The following is a 15,667-nucleotide window of genomic DNA, read 5'->3' as shown; positions in this document are numbered from 1 at the left end:
AGGCACACGATGTGTGAGAACGCATCCGGTGCCCGCGCATCCGTGGCGGCTTCTGAAGCGGCACGTGGTTCGCACTTCACACAGAGTATGGTGAAGTTTGCGGCTGCAGGGCTTGCTTTGGGGGCCGCCACGGCGGCGTATGGGCGCTTCGTCGAATTGAATAATTTTCAGGTGCGCGAGGAAACTCTCGCGGTGCTTCCGGTGGGGTCGCCAAACTTTAGGATTCTGCATATTTCGGATATGCACATGATTCCAAGGCAGCGAACGAAGACCGAGTTCATGCACTCTTTGGCGGACCTGAGCCCGGATTTGGTGGTGAATACGGGCGATAACCTCTCGCATGTGGGCGGGCTTGACCCTCTCCTAGAGGCACTTGACCCTCTCCTGGATTTTCCGGGGGTTTTCGTGCCTGGCTCGAACTGCTATTTTGCCCCGGTGCTGAAGAATCCTGCACGGTATCTGTGGCAGGCGCGCACGCCTCAGGAGATTGAGAAAGGGTCGCGTGTGCCGCTTCCGATTGAGCGTATGCATAACGCTTTTGAGTCGCGAGGATGGACGGGGCTTATTAACCGGTACGACGGCATCACGCTGAGCGGGTTGCGCCTGGAATTTTCGGGGGTGGATGATCCGCATCTGCGTTATGATGCTCATCCGGGGTTCTCACCGCAGGCGTTTGAGTCTTCGGACGTGCCGCGTATTCGTGTGGGTGTTGCCCATGCACCGTATATGCGCACTCTGCACAGATTTGTTCAGGATGGTGCCGAACTTATTTTTGCTGGTCACACGCACGGCGGGCAGGTATGTCTGCCGGGCGGTCGTGCGCTCGTGAGTAACTGTGATTTGCCGCCTTCGCGTGCGAAGGGTGTGAGTTACCAGGACGATGTTCCGGTGCAGGTTTCGGCAGGACTGGGGACCTCACGGTTCGCGCCGGTGCGACTCTTCTGTCCCCCGGAGGCGGTGCTCGTCACCCTCACGGCTAAGGACGGGTAGGTTTCCTTCCCCTTCAGATTCCGCGAGCAGGTGGTTTTTGGCCGAGCAGGTAGGAAAATACTACCTGCTCGGCCAAATGCTACCTGCTCGCGTGTAGAGTAAATACCGGAAGGCTTTCTCTGCATCAGTATTTATTACTACCGCATACCACATATTCCAGATACCTCTAGGTGCATACTCCGTCTACAATCTATACAAACCGAAACCTGGCTCTGTTACCCCTCTAGCACTATGACTTTCGTTTGCAAACGAAAAATACCGTAAACTAGAGAAACCCCCAAGTATGTATGAGTTAGGAGGTAGCAGTCATGACTGCCCAGCACACTCGAACTTTTGCGGCTGAGCCTCTGCAAGAACAGATTATTCCGTTATCAGAAGAGTTCGTCCAAAGCCTCACGGTTCAGGGGACTCTGCCGAATGGGCAAAAGGTTCAAGCCCCTGAACCCGTTGCCGACTTTGTTCGTGCACAATTTCAAGCTATTCTTGCTCACCACGATGTTTCCGTGCAGTTCAGCCCAGAAATTTTAACGACCAGCGAGGCAGCCGCAATCCTGGGACTGTCCCGCCCCACTCTTGCCAAGTGGGCTGATGAAGGACGGATACCTTCGCATAAAGCTGGCACTCACCGCCGGTTCAAACGTGAAGATGTTTTTGCTTTTCGCGAGCAGCGACGTATCGAGAAGAAGCAAGCGCTGCATGATCTCCTTGACTTTCAGAGTGCGCATCCTGAGCTTGATGAGGGCTAGGTTCAATTCGCCATGTTGTATAAGCTACGCCTGTCTCTATCTTCAACACAGGGCAAATAGATTTACATTCGGTACTACCCAGCAGGTTACACACATCCCATAACCCGCTCGCGTGTAGAGTAAATACCGGAAGACACTCTTCCCTACTACTGCAATGCCTTGGAAAGGTCCATGCGATATAACGACTACCAGCAACCTATCGGCGATGCCCTGCCCGACTACCGCGCGGGCGAGACTCCCAGCATTGATTGTTTACAGGGGCGCTACTGCCGCCTCGAAAAACTTGATGCAGAACGCCACGGCAACGACCTGTACGAGGTCTACGGCCCTGAAGCTCCCGAACAGAGTTTCACTTATTTGTCCTTGAACCCTGTTGCTGACCGGGCAGAGTTAGAGACCCTCCTCAAGCGCATGGAGGAATCCACGGATCCGTACTATCTGGCTGTGATAGATCAGGATGGGCGTGCGGTTGGCACTCTAGCGCTCATGCGCATCAACCCCGCCCACCGTGTTATCGAGGTGGGTAGTGTAACGTATGGCGAACGTCTAAAACGCACTCGCGCCGCCACGGAGGTGCAGTACCTGCTGGCGCAATACGTGTTTGAGACGCTGCACTATCGCCGCTACGAGTGGAAATGCGATGCACTGAATGAGCCCTCACGCCGCGCAGCCGAGCGCCTAGGCTTCACCTATGAGGGAACGTTCCGCCAAGCCGTCGTGTATAAAGACCGCAACCGCGATACGGCGTGGTATTCAATGCTGGATACCGAGTGGGAGCAGCACAAACACCGGTTGTTGCAATGGCTGGATCCGAAGAATTTTGATACGCACGGTCAGCAGCGCACCTCCTTGCGAGAGATCGCTGTATAGCCATTAGCCGAAAGGGTACTCTGAGGTATTGTCAGAGCCAAAGGGCATGGATACCATGGTATTTTCTCAAGTCGAGCGGAAGGGAATACCATGAAAACCCTTGTGCTTGTCACGCATCCTAATATCCATGATTCTATGGTCAGCAAAACCTGGGTTCACATGCTGCGCCAGCATCCGGATCGGTTTACCGTGCATGAGCTGTACAGCGAGTACCCTGACGGCGTGATTGATGTAGAGCGCGAGCAGGCTCTCGTGGAAGAGCACCAGAACATTGTGCTTCAGTTCCCGGTGTACTGGTTTAACTGCCCGCCGCTTCTGAAACAGTGGTGCGACGAGGTGCTGACGTACGGATGGGCCTATGGCTCGAAAGGCAAGGCGTTCGAGAATAAGAAACTCGGCATTGCCGTCTCGCTGGGAGCACCCGCCCCAGAGTACAGTGCGGAAGGCTCCGTCGGATACACCGTCGCCGAAACCCTGCGCCCCTTCGAGCTGACAGCCAACTATATCAGCGCCGATTATCAGCCTCTCTTCGCGTTCCACACCATCGACACCTATGAGAGCTACGATGAAGCCGCTGCCCAGCAGGTGGCAGACAGCGCGGATGACTACCTGGCGCATCTGAACACCTACTACACCTAAGCTGCAACCGTGCAACCTCTCGGAAGCAGATAGTATTTCGGCGAGAAGATAACAATCCGCTATCTGCGCGTCAAAATACTATCTGCTCGCGGATTAGGGAAGGGGAAACGTTAAGCTCACCGATAAGAACGGGACGCTCAGGGCAGAACCGTAGCGGGTGCATCCGAGGTGCCCCTCTATAATTAAGAGCACTAACGCTCACGTCATGCAGAAACGTTGAACCGCTAAGCAGGAGGAACCGAGCACGACCCGCACACACGCCCCCGGCACTTCTCGACGACGCAATCCCTTCTTGGAAACTGCCCCGGAGCCTATTCCCGCGCCCGTGAACTATGATGCGGGCGAGCGCGCGCGCCTCAAATTCCTGCCGTATATTGCCCCGATTCGGTGGCGCTGGGCTATCGGCATGCTGGTCGCTGTTGGCGCGGCGATTCTCGAAATTTCTATTCCGCAGATGCTTCGGTTCATTGTCGATGAGCTTGTGCAGAATACGACCGAGGCGGGTGTCTGGATTGGCGGCGGACTAGTACTTTTGATTGGCGTGGGGAACGCATCGTTGGCGTATTGGCGGCGGTGGCTGATCGTGGATCCTACCTCCACGCTTGAAATCCGCATGCGCATGAACTTTTTCGACCGGATTTTACGGGCGCCGCTGAGCGTTCTTGACCGGTGGTCTTCCGGGCAGCTGCTCACCCGTTCCATGAGCGATTTGAGTACGATTCGCCGGTGGTTTTCGTTTGCGCTGGTGCAGATGACCTCGGTTGTGGTCATGTTCGTAACGGGCGGGTATTTTATGGTGACCGCATCCGCCCCGCTCGCGGTTATTTTTGTGGTGGCTATTCCGGTGCTGGTGCTCTCGCTCATCAGCTATGTGCGCAAATATGAGGCTTACACCCGCGAGATTCAGCGGCTCACCAGCGATCTTTCGACCCGCATTGAGGAGTCTGTGCGCGGTATTCGGGTGGTGAAAGCGCTGGGTCGCTCCCCCGAGCAGATTACTGAGTATACCCGCGATGCCGAACATTTGAATGAGGTGGAGCATCGCCGTGCCATGTTGGTGGCGCGCGTGGGGTTTTATCAGCGCGTGATTGTGGGGGCGGTGACGATGCTCGCCCTGCTGGTGGGCGCGCCGCAGGTAGCATCGGGTAGTCTTTCTTTGGGTGCGATGACCGCCTATTTTGCGGTGCTGACGGTGGTATTGGGGCATGTGCTCCGTTCAACCGCGCTGATGGCATCATATTTGAATTACCGGGTAGCGTTTGAGCGTCACGTTGAGGTGATGGCGGATCCCGGCGATGAACAGGTACGACTAGTTGAGGAGGAGACCGTGGCCTATCCTTCGGGTGGCGCAATTTCTGTGGCGTGTGAGGCGGTGAGCTTTAGCTATGCCGAGCAGGCAAGCGCTGTAGATTCTGACTCTGGTTCGGAAGCTCGCGCACACGAAGATTCCGCTGATACTCAGGCGCGCACGGCTGAGGTTCCTGATGAACATTCCGGGCAGGATGGGGCTTCAACGGATCACGCCGAGCAGAGCGGTTTAGGCGGTTTTCTGGCGAAGATTCTAGGTTTTGCCAAGGGTTCGCAGGATCACCGGGACAGCGCCGACCCTGCGCAGGAGCCAGATCCTGCGGCGTTCCCGGAGTTACAGGCTGATCTGCAGGAGCCAAGCCCCGAGCCTACAGAGCAGGAACGCGAGTTTGCGCGTGCACAGCAGAAGGCTGCAACCTCCAAAACTCCGTCGGTACTTCACGATATTACGTTTAAAGCTTTTGCGGGCGAGATTTTGGCGCTCGTAGGGGCTACCGGCAGCGGGAAATCGACAATTCTCAACCTGATTCCGCGGTTCTATGAGCCCTCGTCGGGAAAGATTCTGCTGGGCGGTCATGATGCCGCCGATATGCCGCTGCCTGAGGTACGCGCGCAAATGGCCTCTGTTTTTGAGGAGGCCGTGCTGTTCTCGGGGTCGGTGCGTGAGAACATCCTGTTAGGGGTGCACGATCTTAGTTCTTCTGAGGAGGCGGATCAGCGTGTGCGCGCCGCCCTCACGATCGCAGCCTGCGATTTCGTGGATGACCTTCCCGAAGGGGTCAATACCATTATTGGCGAAGAGGGGTTGAGCCTCTCGGGCGGTCAGCGGCAGCGGCTTTCTTTGGCGCGTGCCCTGGCGGTTCGCCCGAGCGTGCTGCTGCTTGATGATCCGTTCTCGGCGCTGGATGTTCATACGGAAGAGAAGATTATTGAGGCGCTGCGCACCGGCCACGAAGGACTGGGCGGGGCTACCACTCTGTTGACCGCGCATCGTCCTTCAACGGTGGCGCTTGCCGACCGGGTGCTGCTGCTGGAGGGTGGCCGTATTACCGCCCAAGGCACCCACACCGAGCTTATGAAGCTGCCGCAGTACCGCCGCCTGATGAGTCTGCAGGACGAGGATTAATGCCCAAGCGTCTCGTGCCGAATTCCGACGAACGCACGAACCTGTCCCCCGAAGAACGGCGGCAGGCTCGGGAACGTTCGTACCGTCTACTGCGCGAGATTTTGCGCCCGCATCGGCTGTCCCTGGCGATTTCGGTGGCGGCGGTAATACTCGGGGCGATCGCATCCGCCGTGCAGCCTTGGTTGATTGCGCGCGTGCTCGATACCGCGATTGAACCGCTCACCCGCGGCGACAGCGCCCCGCTTATATTCTTTGTGGTGCTCTTTGGAGCGACCGTGCTCGCTAACGGCACCCTGACCTGGGTGAATGTGGTGTATACGGTGAGGGTTTCACTGGGTGTGCTGTTGAGTCTGCGCACGCGCGTATTCCAACATTCGCAATCGCTGAGCGTCTCGTTCCACGAGTCATATACGTCAGGCCGCGTAATTTCGCGGCTGACAAGCGATATTGATACGATCCGCACCTTCTTAGACAGTGGTATCAGTCAGCTTGCCACAACCCTGCTGGGGATTGCGTTCTCGGTAATCGCCATTTTCCTGTTGGATTGGCGCATCGGGCTGCTTCTGGTGGCTATGACGGTTCCCATCTGGCTGATAACCCACTGGTTCCGCACCCGCTCAGAGACCGCATTCCGTGCTATGCGTAACGAATCTGCCCAGCTGACAAGCCGTTTTGTTGAAACCTACACCGGTATTCGAGCCATCAAGGGTTTCGGTGCAGAGGCGGATGCGCGCGCATTGTACGCCCGCAACGCCGAACGGTACCGGGTTGCGGTCATGGATTCCATCAAACTCTTCGGCATCTACTCCCCCGTGCTGATTCTGCTGGGCAATATTTTTGTGGCGGCGGCGCTTGTGATTGGTGGGTATGCGGTGCTCGGCGGCACCATGCAGGTGGGCACCCTGCTTGCGCTCATTATTTACGCGAACCGGGTGTTTGAGCCGATTATGACGCTCTCCGAGTTTTATAACGTACTCCAGTCGGCGTTTTCGGCGTTGGAGAAGGTTTCCGGGTTCCTAGCCGAGAAACCGCAGATTCAAGACCCGCAGCATCCGGTAAGCTTGCCGCAGTCCCCCTCCACGCCGGCGAGCACCGAGAGTTCGGCAGAGGCAGCTCCGCTGGGTGAGATCGTTCTTGAGGATGCCGCGTTCGGTTACACTGCGGGTCAGCACGCGCTCATGCCTACGTCGCTGAGGATTACACCGGGACAGACGGTGGCACTCGTGGGTGAAACCGGTGCCGGAAAGTCTACGATTGCCAAATTAATTGCCCGTTTCTATGACGTTGATACCGGCAGGGTGCTTCTCGACGGCGTGGATGTGCGTTCCCTGACCGATCGGGAGCTGCGCCGAAACGTCGTCATGCTCACCCAGGAAGTTTTTCTGTTCTCAACCTCGATTGCCGAGAACATTCGTTTGGGCAACCCGCAGGCGACCGACGACCAGGTACGCCGGGCGGCGCAGGCTGTCGGCGCGGATGAGTTTATTCAGACCCTCCCGCAGAGGTACGGCACGATGCTCGGGCGCGGCGGTGTGAACCTTTCGACTGGGCAGCGTCAGCTTGTGTCTTTTGCCCGCGTTTTCTTGGCAAATCCGCGGGTACTGATTTTGGATGAGGCTACCGCATCCTTGGATATTCCCAGCGAGCGTGCGGTGCAGCGTGCGCTCAATGCTCTGTTGGCGGGGCGTACCGCCGTGGTGATTGCACATCGTCTTTCGACCGTGCTGAGTGCGGACCGGGTGCTGGTTATTTCTGCAGGGTCTATTGTTGAGGATGGTTCACCGCAGGAGCTAATTGCCGCCGGTGGCGAGTTTGCCGCAATGTACACCTCGTGGGAGGATGCGCGGCAGGATTCAAACTCCCCCAGTGCCTAACTCTTACGCGCACGTTTACCTATTGTGATACGTGCACGAGAGCCCTAAACGTCATAGTTCTTACCTGTAACCGCCCAAGTAGACACGGCAAAGTTTTTTGTGGATGATAAAGGTGTCTTGCCGCTTCGTAGAGCGTGCAGATACTCATTCACTTAAACCCTTATAACCTCATGGAGGAAAATATGTCACGCAATGATGCGAGGAAGTTTCTGGCTCAGGGCACCGCTTCTGCACTCACTCTTGCTCTTGGCCTGACCTTTGCCGCTCAGCCTGCTTTTGCGGAAACTGCGAAGGCAGCGGATCCTGCGCCGAGCGCATCTGCAGCACCCAGCGCACCGGCAGCTGAGACGAACCCCGGGCTCTCGGTAGATCCGACTCCCGCGGCGCCTGTAGTCGCACCGGCTCCGAGTGACGGCCCGTCTCCGGAGGCTCCCGCACCTGCACCGAGCGAAAAGCCAGCGGCGGTAGTCTTCAAGGATGTTCCCCAGACCCACATGTTCTATCAGGAGATCACCTGGCTGGGACAGACCGGTATCTCGACGGGTTGGCCCGATGGCACCTTCCGCCCGTCCCAGAATATTGAGCGCGCCGCAATTGCCGCATACTTCTACCGGATGGCTGGCTCACCCGATGTTGTTCTACCCAAGCAGTCGCCGTTCACCGACGTTGCTCCGAGCGATCCCTTCTACAAGGAGATCGTGTGGATGCACCAGCAGCACATCACGACCGGCTGGTCGGATGGCACGTTCCGCCCGCACGATTCCGTTACCCGTGAGGCCCTGGCGGCGTTCTTCTACCGTGCCGCCAATATGAACGACGATGCGGCACCGACTCAGGCACCCTTTACGGATGTTAACTCGAAGAGCCCGTTCTACCGTGAAATCGCATGGTTTAAGGCCCAGAAGATCACGACCGGCTGGCCTGACGGCACCTTCCGCCCGCATGAGCCTGTTACTCGTGAAGCGACCGCCGCATTTGTGTTCCGCTTCGCCAAAATCTAAGCGGGTAATCTTGTACAGCCGCTGCGGGAAATGTTGAGCGTTTCTCTCCGGTGTTGCGTGTGCTTCCGCGCCTATGCTGTGTCACGCAGGATGTGGAAGCACACGCACAAGACACCGCGCTTAATCCCCTGGAAAATCAGGGTTTACAGGTTTTTGAGAGGGCTTATTCGTGTTGCTTTCCCCGGGTTCTTCGGCTATTATTGATGAGTTGCCTGCGGGTTGTCCGACAGGTTAACACCGGGATGTGGCGCAGCTTGGTAGCGCGCGTCGTTCGGGACGACGAGGTCGCAGGTTCAAATCCTGTCATCCCGACCAACTCTAAACCCCCTGAGAGTAATCTTCAGGGGGTTTTCTGTATATGCTTTCTGCTCGGGTCACCCACTGGGCCGAGTCAAATGTCTAAATATCCAATGTACGCAGCAAATCGCGCGGCGGAATCACGCCGTCCTCAATGTAGGCGCGGAAGATAGGCGCCGCCTGCTCACCCGTGAAAACCTCTTCAGGGTGCACTTGAACGGGCATACGGTTACCAACCCATGTGATGGTTGTCCACGCATCGGGGTCGGTCACGGGTTTGCGGGCCACCGTGTACTGTTCGTACGAGCCATCTTCGGCAGCCACCCTAATTTCCGTCATCGCATGCGTGGAACCGGCACACTGTATATAGTTGCCGTGCGCCACCGAATCCTGGGGAACGTCATCAACATGGTTCACGCCTTCAGGCAGAGCCCACACCACGAGGGCAAAGCGTTTGTCACCCTCCAAAAAGTCGGGATCAGTGAGGCGCTGCTCGGTATCGTCGGCGAAAGACTGCGGAGTCTGGGGGACATCGAATCCGTCATATTCAGTTTTTCCCACCACCCTGTGCGCAAAGTACGTCACGGACTTATTCCTCTCTCACGTGTTCTTCAGTAGGCACCAGAGTATCGAAGAGAAACCGTGCGTGCCAGCATATTCGTCACTTCGCCGGGCTATCCCCGCCCGCTCATGAGAGCGAGCGCCTATGCGCAGCACGCAGTGGCCCCACTGAGAACCTCGTTCTGACGCTGGAGTATCTGCGTGACAAGCATGCCCTGGACAGCGACACAAAATGCAGCAGTTTGAGCTGTCGTTGGTAGACCGCGTCTACTCGGCAGAGCAGGATTGAGCTGGAGGGTCTGGGGAGAACCCAGCATGTTGGCGACTTTAAAGTGATGGGTTGCGTCAGCTGCCGAGAATTCGGTGGGCGAGCACGCTCACCACTTCGTCAGGGTTGACAGTTTCATCCACGGGAACGGTGAGATGATCAAGAAGCAGTCCGTCGAGGGCGTAGTGGAAAAGCGTGATGTCCGCAGGCCGACCGGGTAGGCCCATCTTCTCGTTGAACTCGATATCGGCTTGAAGCCCTGCTCGCCGCCAGGTGGTGAGCACCTCCGCGACGCGCGGGCGGCGGGTGGCTTCGAGCCGCAGCTCGAAGAGCGCTATCGCAGCATCACGGTTGTCTGTCAGCCGGTGGACAATGTCGCGCAAGTACTCGGTGAATAGCTCAACGCCGGGAGGTCGCTGGGCAAGGTCAGCGTGGATGTCGGGGTCCGGCTGCAGACGTTCACTGATACGGAGCAGGATCGCATCGATGATTTCATCGCGCGAGGCAAAGTAGTTCGAGGCTGTACCTCTGGGTGCTTTCGCCTCGGCGTCGATCGCCCGATGCGTCAGACCGCGTGAGCCTTGTTGAGCGAGTACTCGTACAGCAGCGTCGGAGAGCAGTGTGCGTCGTTCAGCATTACGGACCATGTGATCATGCTATCGCATGTACTACTGATATCGTGGTAAAGTCATGTTAACCACGACAAAAGTAGTGATTGGAGATATGATGCGTGAACTGATTTACTACGTCGCCGTGTCTATCGATGGCTACATCGCCGCACCGGACGGCAGTTACGATGCCTTCCCCGTTGAAGGGGATCACATGGCTGTCTACTTGAGTGACTTCGCCGATGCGCTCCCCGCCCATGTACTCGCGGCGCTCGATATGCATCCGCCGGGTAATCGCTTCGACACGGTCATTCAAGGGCGAGCAAGTTATGACATTGCGCGGGCGGCCGGTATTGAACGACCCTATGCGCACCTGAGCGAGTTCGTCGCAACACGCTCGGAGACAGCCCCGCCAGCTGGCGTGACATTCACCGCTGACGCGCTCGCGACTGTGCGTGAGCTGAAGCAGCAAGAGGGGCTTGCGATCTATCTCTGCGGTGGTGGAAATCTTGCAGGAGAGCTGCTGCCCGAGATCGACCGCCTCATTCTCAAACGCAATCCCGTCGTCCTTGGTGATGGTGTCCGACTGTTCGGTAATGCTGGTGCCGTCGTGCAGAACTTTGATCTGGTGAGTTGTCGAAGCTTTGAATCCGGCGTTGTGATAGAGGAATACGCCCGCACTATCCGACAGTAGTCCGTTACGTGCCTATCCGTTGCTGGGTTCGGGAACTTTCCAGCCGTTCACGAATCCGGAAGTGGTTCGGAGAGGGAGGAGGTAGAATCATTCTGCTTCTTGCGATACAGGTTGCCGATGCAGCAAATCAGCCAGCGCAGTGAGACATCACGATCAGGAGTGGTGAGAATTGCTATTGGATCCGTGAGCCAGCGTGAATAGCCCACATTCCATGTGTCATTGGTTGCCCAGAAGCAGGCGTCGTTGATGTTTCGCCTGCGGGGAAAACTCACAAGTCCTTTGTTGCCTTGAACGTGAATCTCAGCCTCACGCAAGGCTGTGATCAACCTGCTAAGATAATCCGTCATGTCCTATCAAAGTTGTCATGCATTTACAGCTTTGGCGGTTGTGGCTGAAGTCTTGGGAAAGCAGATTTCTATGAGGGTCGTCCTTGTGACTTAATCTCGCGGAATACCGAGTTCGGGGATATGAAAATTCATGTCCCCGGAATCGTGCTCCAATTCTGGTGTTCTGCCGGGGTAGCGCCAGGCCTGGTATGTGAACTTCCCCATGACCGACCTACTGAAGAAGCCCAAGAAGGCACGCCGAAGCCGAGCATTCTAGGGCTGTGAGGCGAAAACGCCTGACTCATGACGCTTAGTGTGCGGGGTGCGCGGTGTTTCTCGGATCGGGGGAGTTTTTCTTCCCCGGAGTCGGCATGTTGACGCCTCCTCGTCGTAGCCACAGGACACCGGTAACCAGCACCATTAGCATGATGAACAGCCCGATCGCGAAACTGGTCACCATCCCCCAGTCGGTGGCACGGTGCACGACGTCGGTAAGAAGGCTGCGCCCGGCACCGGGAGCACTAGCCGTCGTACGCAGTCCCTGTCCTGAGCGCACGCTGCTGACAAGCTCCTGCGCACCCACCGGCCACTGATTACGCACCACGTGCTCGCTCGCGCCACCGAACCCCACGCCGGAGACAGCCACGCCGAGTACCACGCCGATCTGCCTCATCGCCGCGGACAGCCCAGAGGCCGCACCTGCATCATCACCCTCGAAGGAGGCAACCGCCAGCTCGTTGACTACGGTCCCGGCAGCGCCAACCGCAATGCCTGCCAGGATCAGACCCGGCAGGAGCGCCACCCAGGTCGATGAGCCGTACAACAGTACCCATGACATCAGCGCCGCGCACCCGACGACAAGGATCCCCAGCAGCCTGGCCGACGGCGCCCAGCGCCTATTACCGCCACGAAACAGCCACGCCCCCGCGATGGCACAGAGACTGAACGGGAGGAAGCAGAGTCCGGCCTGCAGGGGTGACAACAGGTAGATATTCTGCGCATACAGCGACAGCCAAGGCATCTGCCCCACCAGACCAGCCTGGACGGCAAAGCCGGTCAGGATACTCACCACATAGAGCCGGTCAGTCAGCAGGCGTCCCGGAATCATAGGTGAGTCCGAGCGCCGCTCGACGGCCATGAACAAACCCATCGCGGCCAGTCCGACGGCAACGCCACCAAGTGTGCGCGCACTGGTCCACCCCCATGCCGACCCCTCCAGCAGGACGGCCGTCACGCCCCCGGTGGCAAGGACTGCCAGCAGCGTTCCGGGCCAGTCCATGTCTGAACCTCTGCGATCCGCGCCGTGATCCTTCACATACCACGACGCCAGCCAGGACACCACCCCCACAGGGACGTTGATCCAAAAGATAGAACGCCACCCGACGACTAGGACCAGACCGCCGCCTGCCAGTGGCCCCACTGCGATAGCCACCCCTGAGATGAGCCCGTAAATCCCGGTAGCTCGTGCCCGCTCGCGTCCGGCGGCGTAGCGATCAGAGATCATCGGCACACCGACGCCCAAGAAGATCGCCCCACCGACCGCCTGAAGAGCCCGGAAAACATTGAGTACGACCATCGAAGGGGCCAACGCGCACACGGCCGACCCCACCGTGAACAGGACCAGCCCCCATCGGAACAATCGCAGCCGCCCCAGACTTCCGCTCAAAGTCGCCGCTGACATCAGCAACGCTCCCAACGGCAGCGTGTAAGCATCCACTACCCACTGCAACTCACTCTGCGACCCACCAAGACTCTGCCCGATATCACCCAGTGCCACCGACACCACCGTGATATCCAGGACGTTCATGAAACTCACCGTGCAGACGAGCACAAGCGCCAGAACGCGGCTATCCCTTAAATCTGTAATTTCGCGACTACCGGACTCTATTGCAGTTCCCATATACCATCAACTCACTCGTCGTTCTCTCCAACGTCTAACCGACTGATTAGGTCCTCCAAACCTGTCCGGACAATCTTTCCAGAGACAGTCGTCGGCAAGCTGCCCGCCGGAACCACCCGCATATCAGCAACATACAAACCATATCTTTGCGCCACGCTACGCGCGATTCCGGATCGCAACATGCTGCCAACCTCATCATCACTGTCCCGAACAAGACCTGGAACACCCGTGCTATCGCCTATCTCAATCACCTCCTCCACGAAGCAATAGATAAGGTCCTCCGTATTTTGGAACACGACAAACCGCCGCCCACGCAGGATTGGCAAGTCCCTTCGCAAAGACTTCTCAATATCGTTCGGGAAATAGTTCTTCCCCCTCACAATCATCATATCTTTGATGCGCCCAGTTACATACAGCTGCCCCCCCCCGCAGCCTCAGCCTTCTCGGTTTTCTTCCTAGCCCGACGCCCCCACTTCTCCGCCTCCTTGTGATAAGCAGCCGCCTTGACCGCCATCCACTCCGGAACCCACTGCGGATCCCGAGGAAACTGATCCAACTCAAACGCAGCATCCTTTTCACTGCGAGGACGAGGCCCTATGATTGGTTCGCGCATCCAGCCACACTCCTGATGCAGCACCCCGTCAGCAACCTCCATCCACAAGTGCGACCACAACCACGCACCCCACTTCGACGCATCAAGCAGTCCCGTGCCATCGAGCAGATGCAGCGCGGTGCCACCGACCGTGCTGTCGAAGAACGTCACCGCCAACTCCAATCCTCGCGTGCCCTGACTCAAGACCGCGGCCCACACTATGGCGGGTCATCCCTGGACAGGTGACCGCAGCACCAGTGTGCTCGTAGATTCCGAACTCATAGGTGCATAGTCATATAGGTGTGTGGTAGACTATGTGACATGGAGTTGAAGCACGCGATCCTTGGGCTGCTGTCGATCCGTTCCGCAAGTGGTTACGACCTGGCACGTGCGTTCGCAAGTTCGGTAGCGCACTTCTGGCACGCCGACCGGTCGCAGATCTATCGGACGCTGGATCGGCTGAGCGGGGCGGGGGCGATCACGACAGAGGTGGTGCGACAGGACGGCAAGCCCGACCGCAAGGTGCACTCCCTGACCGACGCCGGGCGCGCGGAGCTGACGGACTGGCTGTCATCTCCGGTGGAGGAGGACCTTCCCAAGGAGCCGTTCCTCGCCCGGCTGTTCTTTGCCGCCCTGATCGGCCGGGAAGGGGTGGAGAGGATGCTTGATGAGCGGGAGCGTCAGATGAACGAGGCGTTGACCACGTTATCCTCGATCACGATCAGGTCCGATGACCTGATGGGGCTGTTGCAGACGGCGACCCTGCGCAATGGCTTGGTCCACGCCGAGGCCGAACGGGAGTGGCTGCGCGAGACACGCCAGCTGCTCGGACTCGCCGAGTCGACCGAGAACTCTCAGGAGTGACCGTGACTAGGAAGAGCCCTACCAGCACGTACTCGACCGAGCATGGCCCACGATCTGAGGAGTGAATGATGGATACCGCGACTCCGCCTCTGACTGTCGATGCCCGGCACCTGGTCAAGCGGTACAGGAGCAAGACGGCGGTCAACCCTGGGCCACGGCATCCGCGCGCATGTGCTCGCAATGCAGAGGCTCGGCGAGAGGAAACCGCATGACCGCCATCGCTCTTGTCGTCGCGCTCGCGCTACTGGCGGCGCTCGCCGTCCTGCAGCTCCTCGTCGCGTCGGGCCTTCCCTATGGTCGTTTCGTATGGGGCGGCACGCACCGCGTTCTGCCGCACGGGCTCCGCGTCGCCAGTGCGGCGTCGGTGCTGGTATACGCGGGGTTGGCGGCCCTGCTGCTCAGCCGTGCGGGCGTTCTCCCGGCCGGAGACAGTACAGCGGTGATCGTCTTGACCTGGGTGGTGTTCGCGTTCTTCGCCGCGAGCGTGGCGCTCAACGCGATCTCGCGCAGCCCCGCCGAACGCTGGACGATGGCACCGACCAGCCTCCTGCTGGCAGCAGCAACGCTCGCCATCGCCCTGGGCGGAGGGTAACGATGTGCTCGTAGTGGCCTCGCTGTATGGGGGTCCATCCAGATGAATCGAGGCGTTCGGCGTCTTGTGGGTTAAGGGCGCGTGTGGTCAGTCTGTGCGAACGAAGCTGAGGTCGTCGGGGTCTGGGCTGAAGATCTTCTCCTCGATCGGTGCATCGAACACTGCCGATAACCGCATGGCGGTCTTCAGCGTCGGCTCGTATCGACAGTTCTCTAGTGAGACGATCGTCTGCCGTGACACGTTGATACATTCGGCGAGGTCGGCTTGGCTCCAGCGACCCACCAAACTGATGACCACCATTACACTTAGTGCCGTATTGCTCTGCCAGATCCTTAGCATGTTGGTTCACCCTTACCTCATTTTTTATCGTCGAGGCAGCGAGTGTCTTTCGGGCCTGTCCGCGCTACGATG

Annotated in this window: 16 protein-coding genes and 1 tRNA gene; 12 read left to right on the top strand and 5 right to left on the bottom strand. The window is 58.3% G+C overall.

Annotation, left to right across the window (positions count from 1 at the left end):
* Positions 1 to 9 precede the first annotated feature (9 nt).
* The 8 genes from HMPREF3164_RS06525 to HMPREF3164_RS06490 all read left to right on the top strand — a co-directional run bounded on the left by HMPREF3164_RS06525 (position 10) and on the right by HMPREF3164_RS06490 (position 8,869).
* Complete coding sequence (locus tag HMPREF3164_RS06525; RefSeq protein ID WP_070449759.1) at positions 10 to 990, top strand: metallophosphoesterase; 981 nt, start codon at positions 10 to 12, stop codon at positions 988 to 990.
* A 308-nt stretch (positions 991 to 1,298) separates the two neighbouring features.
* Positions 1,299 to 1,736 (top strand): helix-turn-helix domain-containing protein, encoded by a 438-nt coding sequence (locus tag HMPREF3164_RS06520; protein ID WP_070449758.1) that lies wholly within the window; start codon positions 1,299 to 1,301, stop codon positions 1,734 to 1,736.
* A gap of 171 nt (positions 1,737 to 1,907) precedes the next feature.
* The gene (locus HMPREF3164_RS06515) at positions 1,908 to 2,606 is read left to right on the top strand and encodes a GNAT family N-acetyltransferase (protein WP_070449756.1); all 699 of its coding nucleotides are present in this window, start codon (positions 1,908 to 1,910) and stop codon (positions 2,604 to 2,606) included.
* Positions 2,607 to 2,696: 90 nt separating this feature from the next.
* Positions 2,697 to 3,245: an NAD(P)H-dependent oxidoreductase gene (locus HMPREF3164_RS06510; RefSeq protein WP_070449754.1), complete on the top strand. Its 549-nt coding sequence runs from the start codon at positions 2,697 to 2,699 to the stop codon at positions 3,243 to 3,245.
* A 325-nt stretch (positions 3,246 to 3,570) separates the two neighbouring features.
* Positions 3,571 to 5,679 (top strand): ABC transporter ATP-binding protein, encoded by a 2,109-nt coding sequence (locus HMPREF3164_RS06505; protein ID WP_070449832.1) that lies wholly within the window; start codon positions 3,571 to 3,573, stop codon positions 5,677 to 5,679.
* Positions 5,679 to 7,553: an ABC transporter ATP-binding protein gene (locus tag HMPREF3164_RS06500; protein WP_070449749.1), complete on the top strand. Its 1,875-nt coding sequence runs from the start codon at positions 5,679 to 5,681 to the stop codon at positions 7,551 to 7,553. Before HMPREF3164_RS06505 ends, HMPREF3164_RS06500 begins: the two co-directional genes overlap by 1 nt.
* 182 nt (positions 7,554 to 7,735) lie before the next feature.
* Entirely contained in the window at positions 7,736 to 8,554 is an 819-nt protein-coding gene (locus HMPREF3164_RS06495; protein WP_246822626.1) for an S-layer homology domain-containing protein, read from the top strand.
* A gap of 238 nt (positions 8,555 to 8,792) precedes the next feature.
* Positions 8,793 to 8,869, top strand: a tRNA-Pro gene (locus HMPREF3164_RS06490).
* Positions 8,870 to 8,953: 84 nt separating this feature from the next.
* Here the strand turns inward: HMPREF3164_RS06490 and HMPREF3164_RS06485 are convergent.
* Entirely contained in the window at positions 8,954 to 9,436 is a 483-nt protein-coding gene (locus tag HMPREF3164_RS06485; protein ID WP_070449745.1) for an NTP pyrophosphohydrolase, read from the bottom strand.
* 321 nt (positions 9,437 to 9,757) lie between these two features.
* Entirely contained in the window at positions 9,758 to 10,327 is a 570-nt protein-coding gene (locus tag HMPREF3164_RS06480) for a TetR/AcrR family transcriptional regulator (protein ID WP_048751243.1), read from the bottom strand.
* 43 nt (positions 10,328 to 10,370) lie between these two features.
* On the opposite strand from HMPREF3164_RS06480, the gene HMPREF3164_RS06475 reads away from it, so the two are divergent.
* Positions 10,371 to 10,982 carry a dihydrofolate reductase family protein gene (locus HMPREF3164_RS06475; RefSeq protein WP_371440314.1) on the top strand — a complete coding sequence of 204 codons (612 nt, stop codon included), beginning with the start codon at positions 10,371 to 10,373 and terminating at the stop codon, positions 10,980 to 10,982.
* 47 nt (positions 10,983 to 11,029) lie between these two features.
* Here the strand turns inward: HMPREF3164_RS06475 and HMPREF3164_RS06470 are convergent, their stop codons facing one another.
* Together HMPREF3164_RS06470 and HMPREF3164_RS06465 are read right to left on the bottom strand one after the other, a co-directional pair.
* A complete protein-coding gene (locus tag HMPREF3164_RS06470) occupies positions 11,030 to 11,329 on the bottom strand; it encodes a hypothetical protein (RefSeq protein WP_048751246.1) in 300 nt (99 codons plus the stop codon).
* A gap of 289 nt (positions 11,330 to 11,618) precedes the next feature.
* Positions 11,619 to 13,208 (bottom strand): MFS transporter, encoded by a 1,590-nt coding sequence (locus HMPREF3164_RS06465; RefSeq protein WP_080972556.1) that lies wholly within the window; start codon positions 13,206 to 13,208, stop codon positions 11,619 to 11,621.
* Between the two features lie 628 nt (positions 13,209 to 13,836).
* Here HMPREF3164_RS06465 and HMPREF3164_RS11195 point away from each other — a divergent pair.
* The 3 genes from HMPREF3164_RS11195 (at position 13,837) to HMPREF3164_RS06445 (ending at position 15,256) form a co-directional block, all read left to right on the top strand.
* Entirely contained in the window at positions 13,837 to 14,046 is a 210-nt protein-coding gene (locus HMPREF3164_RS11195; protein ID WP_168160757.1) for a hypothetical protein, read from the top strand.
* A 75-nt stretch (positions 14,047 to 14,121) separates the two neighbouring features.
* Positions 14,122 to 14,664 (top strand): PadR family transcriptional regulator, encoded by a 543-nt coding sequence (locus HMPREF3164_RS06450; protein WP_070449740.1) that lies wholly within the window; start codon positions 14,122 to 14,124, stop codon positions 14,662 to 14,664.
* A 208-nt stretch (positions 14,665 to 14,872) separates the two neighbouring features.
* On the top strand, positions 14,873 to 15,256 hold the full coding sequence (locus tag HMPREF3164_RS06445; RefSeq protein WP_048752938.1) for a hypothetical protein: 384 nt from the start codon (positions 14,873 to 14,875) through the stop codon (positions 15,254 to 15,256).
* A gap of 87 nt (positions 15,257 to 15,343) precedes the next feature.
* On the opposite strand, the gene HMPREF3164_RS06440 is transcribed toward HMPREF3164_RS06445, so the two are convergent.
* Positions 15,344 to 15,556: a helix-turn-helix transcriptional regulator gene (locus HMPREF3164_RS06440; RefSeq protein WP_048752942.1), complete on the bottom strand. Its 213-nt coding sequence runs from the start codon at positions 15,554 to 15,556 to the stop codon at positions 15,344 to 15,346.
* Positions 15,557 to 15,667 lie beyond the last annotated feature (111 nt).

This window comes from Rothia sp. HMSC08A08, from assembly GCF_001808385.1.
In the GTDB taxonomy this organism is placed as follows: Bacteria; Actinomycetota; Actinomycetes; order Actinomycetales; family Micrococcaceae; genus Rothia; species Rothia dentocariosa.
The sequence above is the reverse complement of the archived record's forward strand: the minus strand, read 5'-3'. Positions and strand labels throughout refer to the sequence as shown.

Bases quoted from the DNA above. Each gene is read 5' to 3' on its own strand.
- HMPREF3164_RS06525 (WP_070449759.1), top strand. From the start codon at position 10: ATGTGTGAGAACGCATCCGGTGCCCGCGCATCCGTGGCGGCTTCTGAA.
- HMPREF3164_RS06520 (WP_070449758.1), top strand. From the start codon at position 1,299: ATGACTGCCCAGCACACTCGAACTTTTGCGGCTGAGCCTCTGCAAGAA.
- HMPREF3164_RS06515 (WP_070449756.1), top strand. From the start codon at position 1,908: ATGCGATATAACGACTACCAGCAACCTATCGGCGATGCCCTGCCCGAC.
- HMPREF3164_RS06510 (WP_070449754.1), top strand. From the start codon at position 2,697: ATGAAAACCCTTGTGCTTGTCACGCATCCTAATATCCATGATTCTATG.
- HMPREF3164_RS06500 (WP_070449749.1), top strand. From the start codon at position 5,679: ATGCCCAAGCGTCTCGTGCCGAATTCCGACGAACGCACGAACCTGTCC.
- HMPREF3164_RS06495 (WP_246822626.1), top strand. From the start codon at position 7,736: ATGTCACGCAATGATGCGAGGAAGTTTCTGGCTCAGGGCACCGCTTCT.
- HMPREF3164_RS06480 (WP_048751243.1), bottom strand. From the start codon at position 10,327: ATGGTCCGTAATGCTGAACGACGCACACTGCTCTCCGACGCTGCTGTA.
- HMPREF3164_RS06475 (WP_371440314.1), top strand. From the start codon at position 10,371: ATGTTAACCACGACAAAAGTAGTGATTGGAGATATGATGCGTGAACTG.
- HMPREF3164_RS06470 (WP_048751246.1), bottom strand. From the start codon at position 11,329: ATGACGGATTATCTTAGCAGGTTGATCACAGCCTTGCGTGAGGCTGAG.
- HMPREF3164_RS06465 (WP_080972556.1), bottom strand. From the start codon at position 13,208: ATGGGAACTGCAATAGAGTCCGGTAGTCGCGAAATTACAGATTTAAGG.
- HMPREF3164_RS11195 (WP_168160757.1), top strand. From the start codon at position 13,837: ATGCAGCACCCCGTCAGCAACCTCCATCCACAAGTGCGACCACAACCA.
- HMPREF3164_RS06450 (WP_070449740.1), top strand. From the start codon at position 14,122: ATGGAGTTGAAGCACGCGATCCTTGGGCTGCTGTCGATCCGTTCCGCA.
- HMPREF3164_RS06445 (WP_048752938.1), top strand. From the start codon at position 14,873: ATGACCGCCATCGCTCTTGTCGTCGCGCTCGCGCTACTGGCGGCGCTC.
- HMPREF3164_RS06440 (WP_048752942.1), bottom strand. From the start codon at position 15,556: ATGGTGGTCATCAGTTTGGTGGGTCGCTGGAGCCAAGCCGACCTCGCC.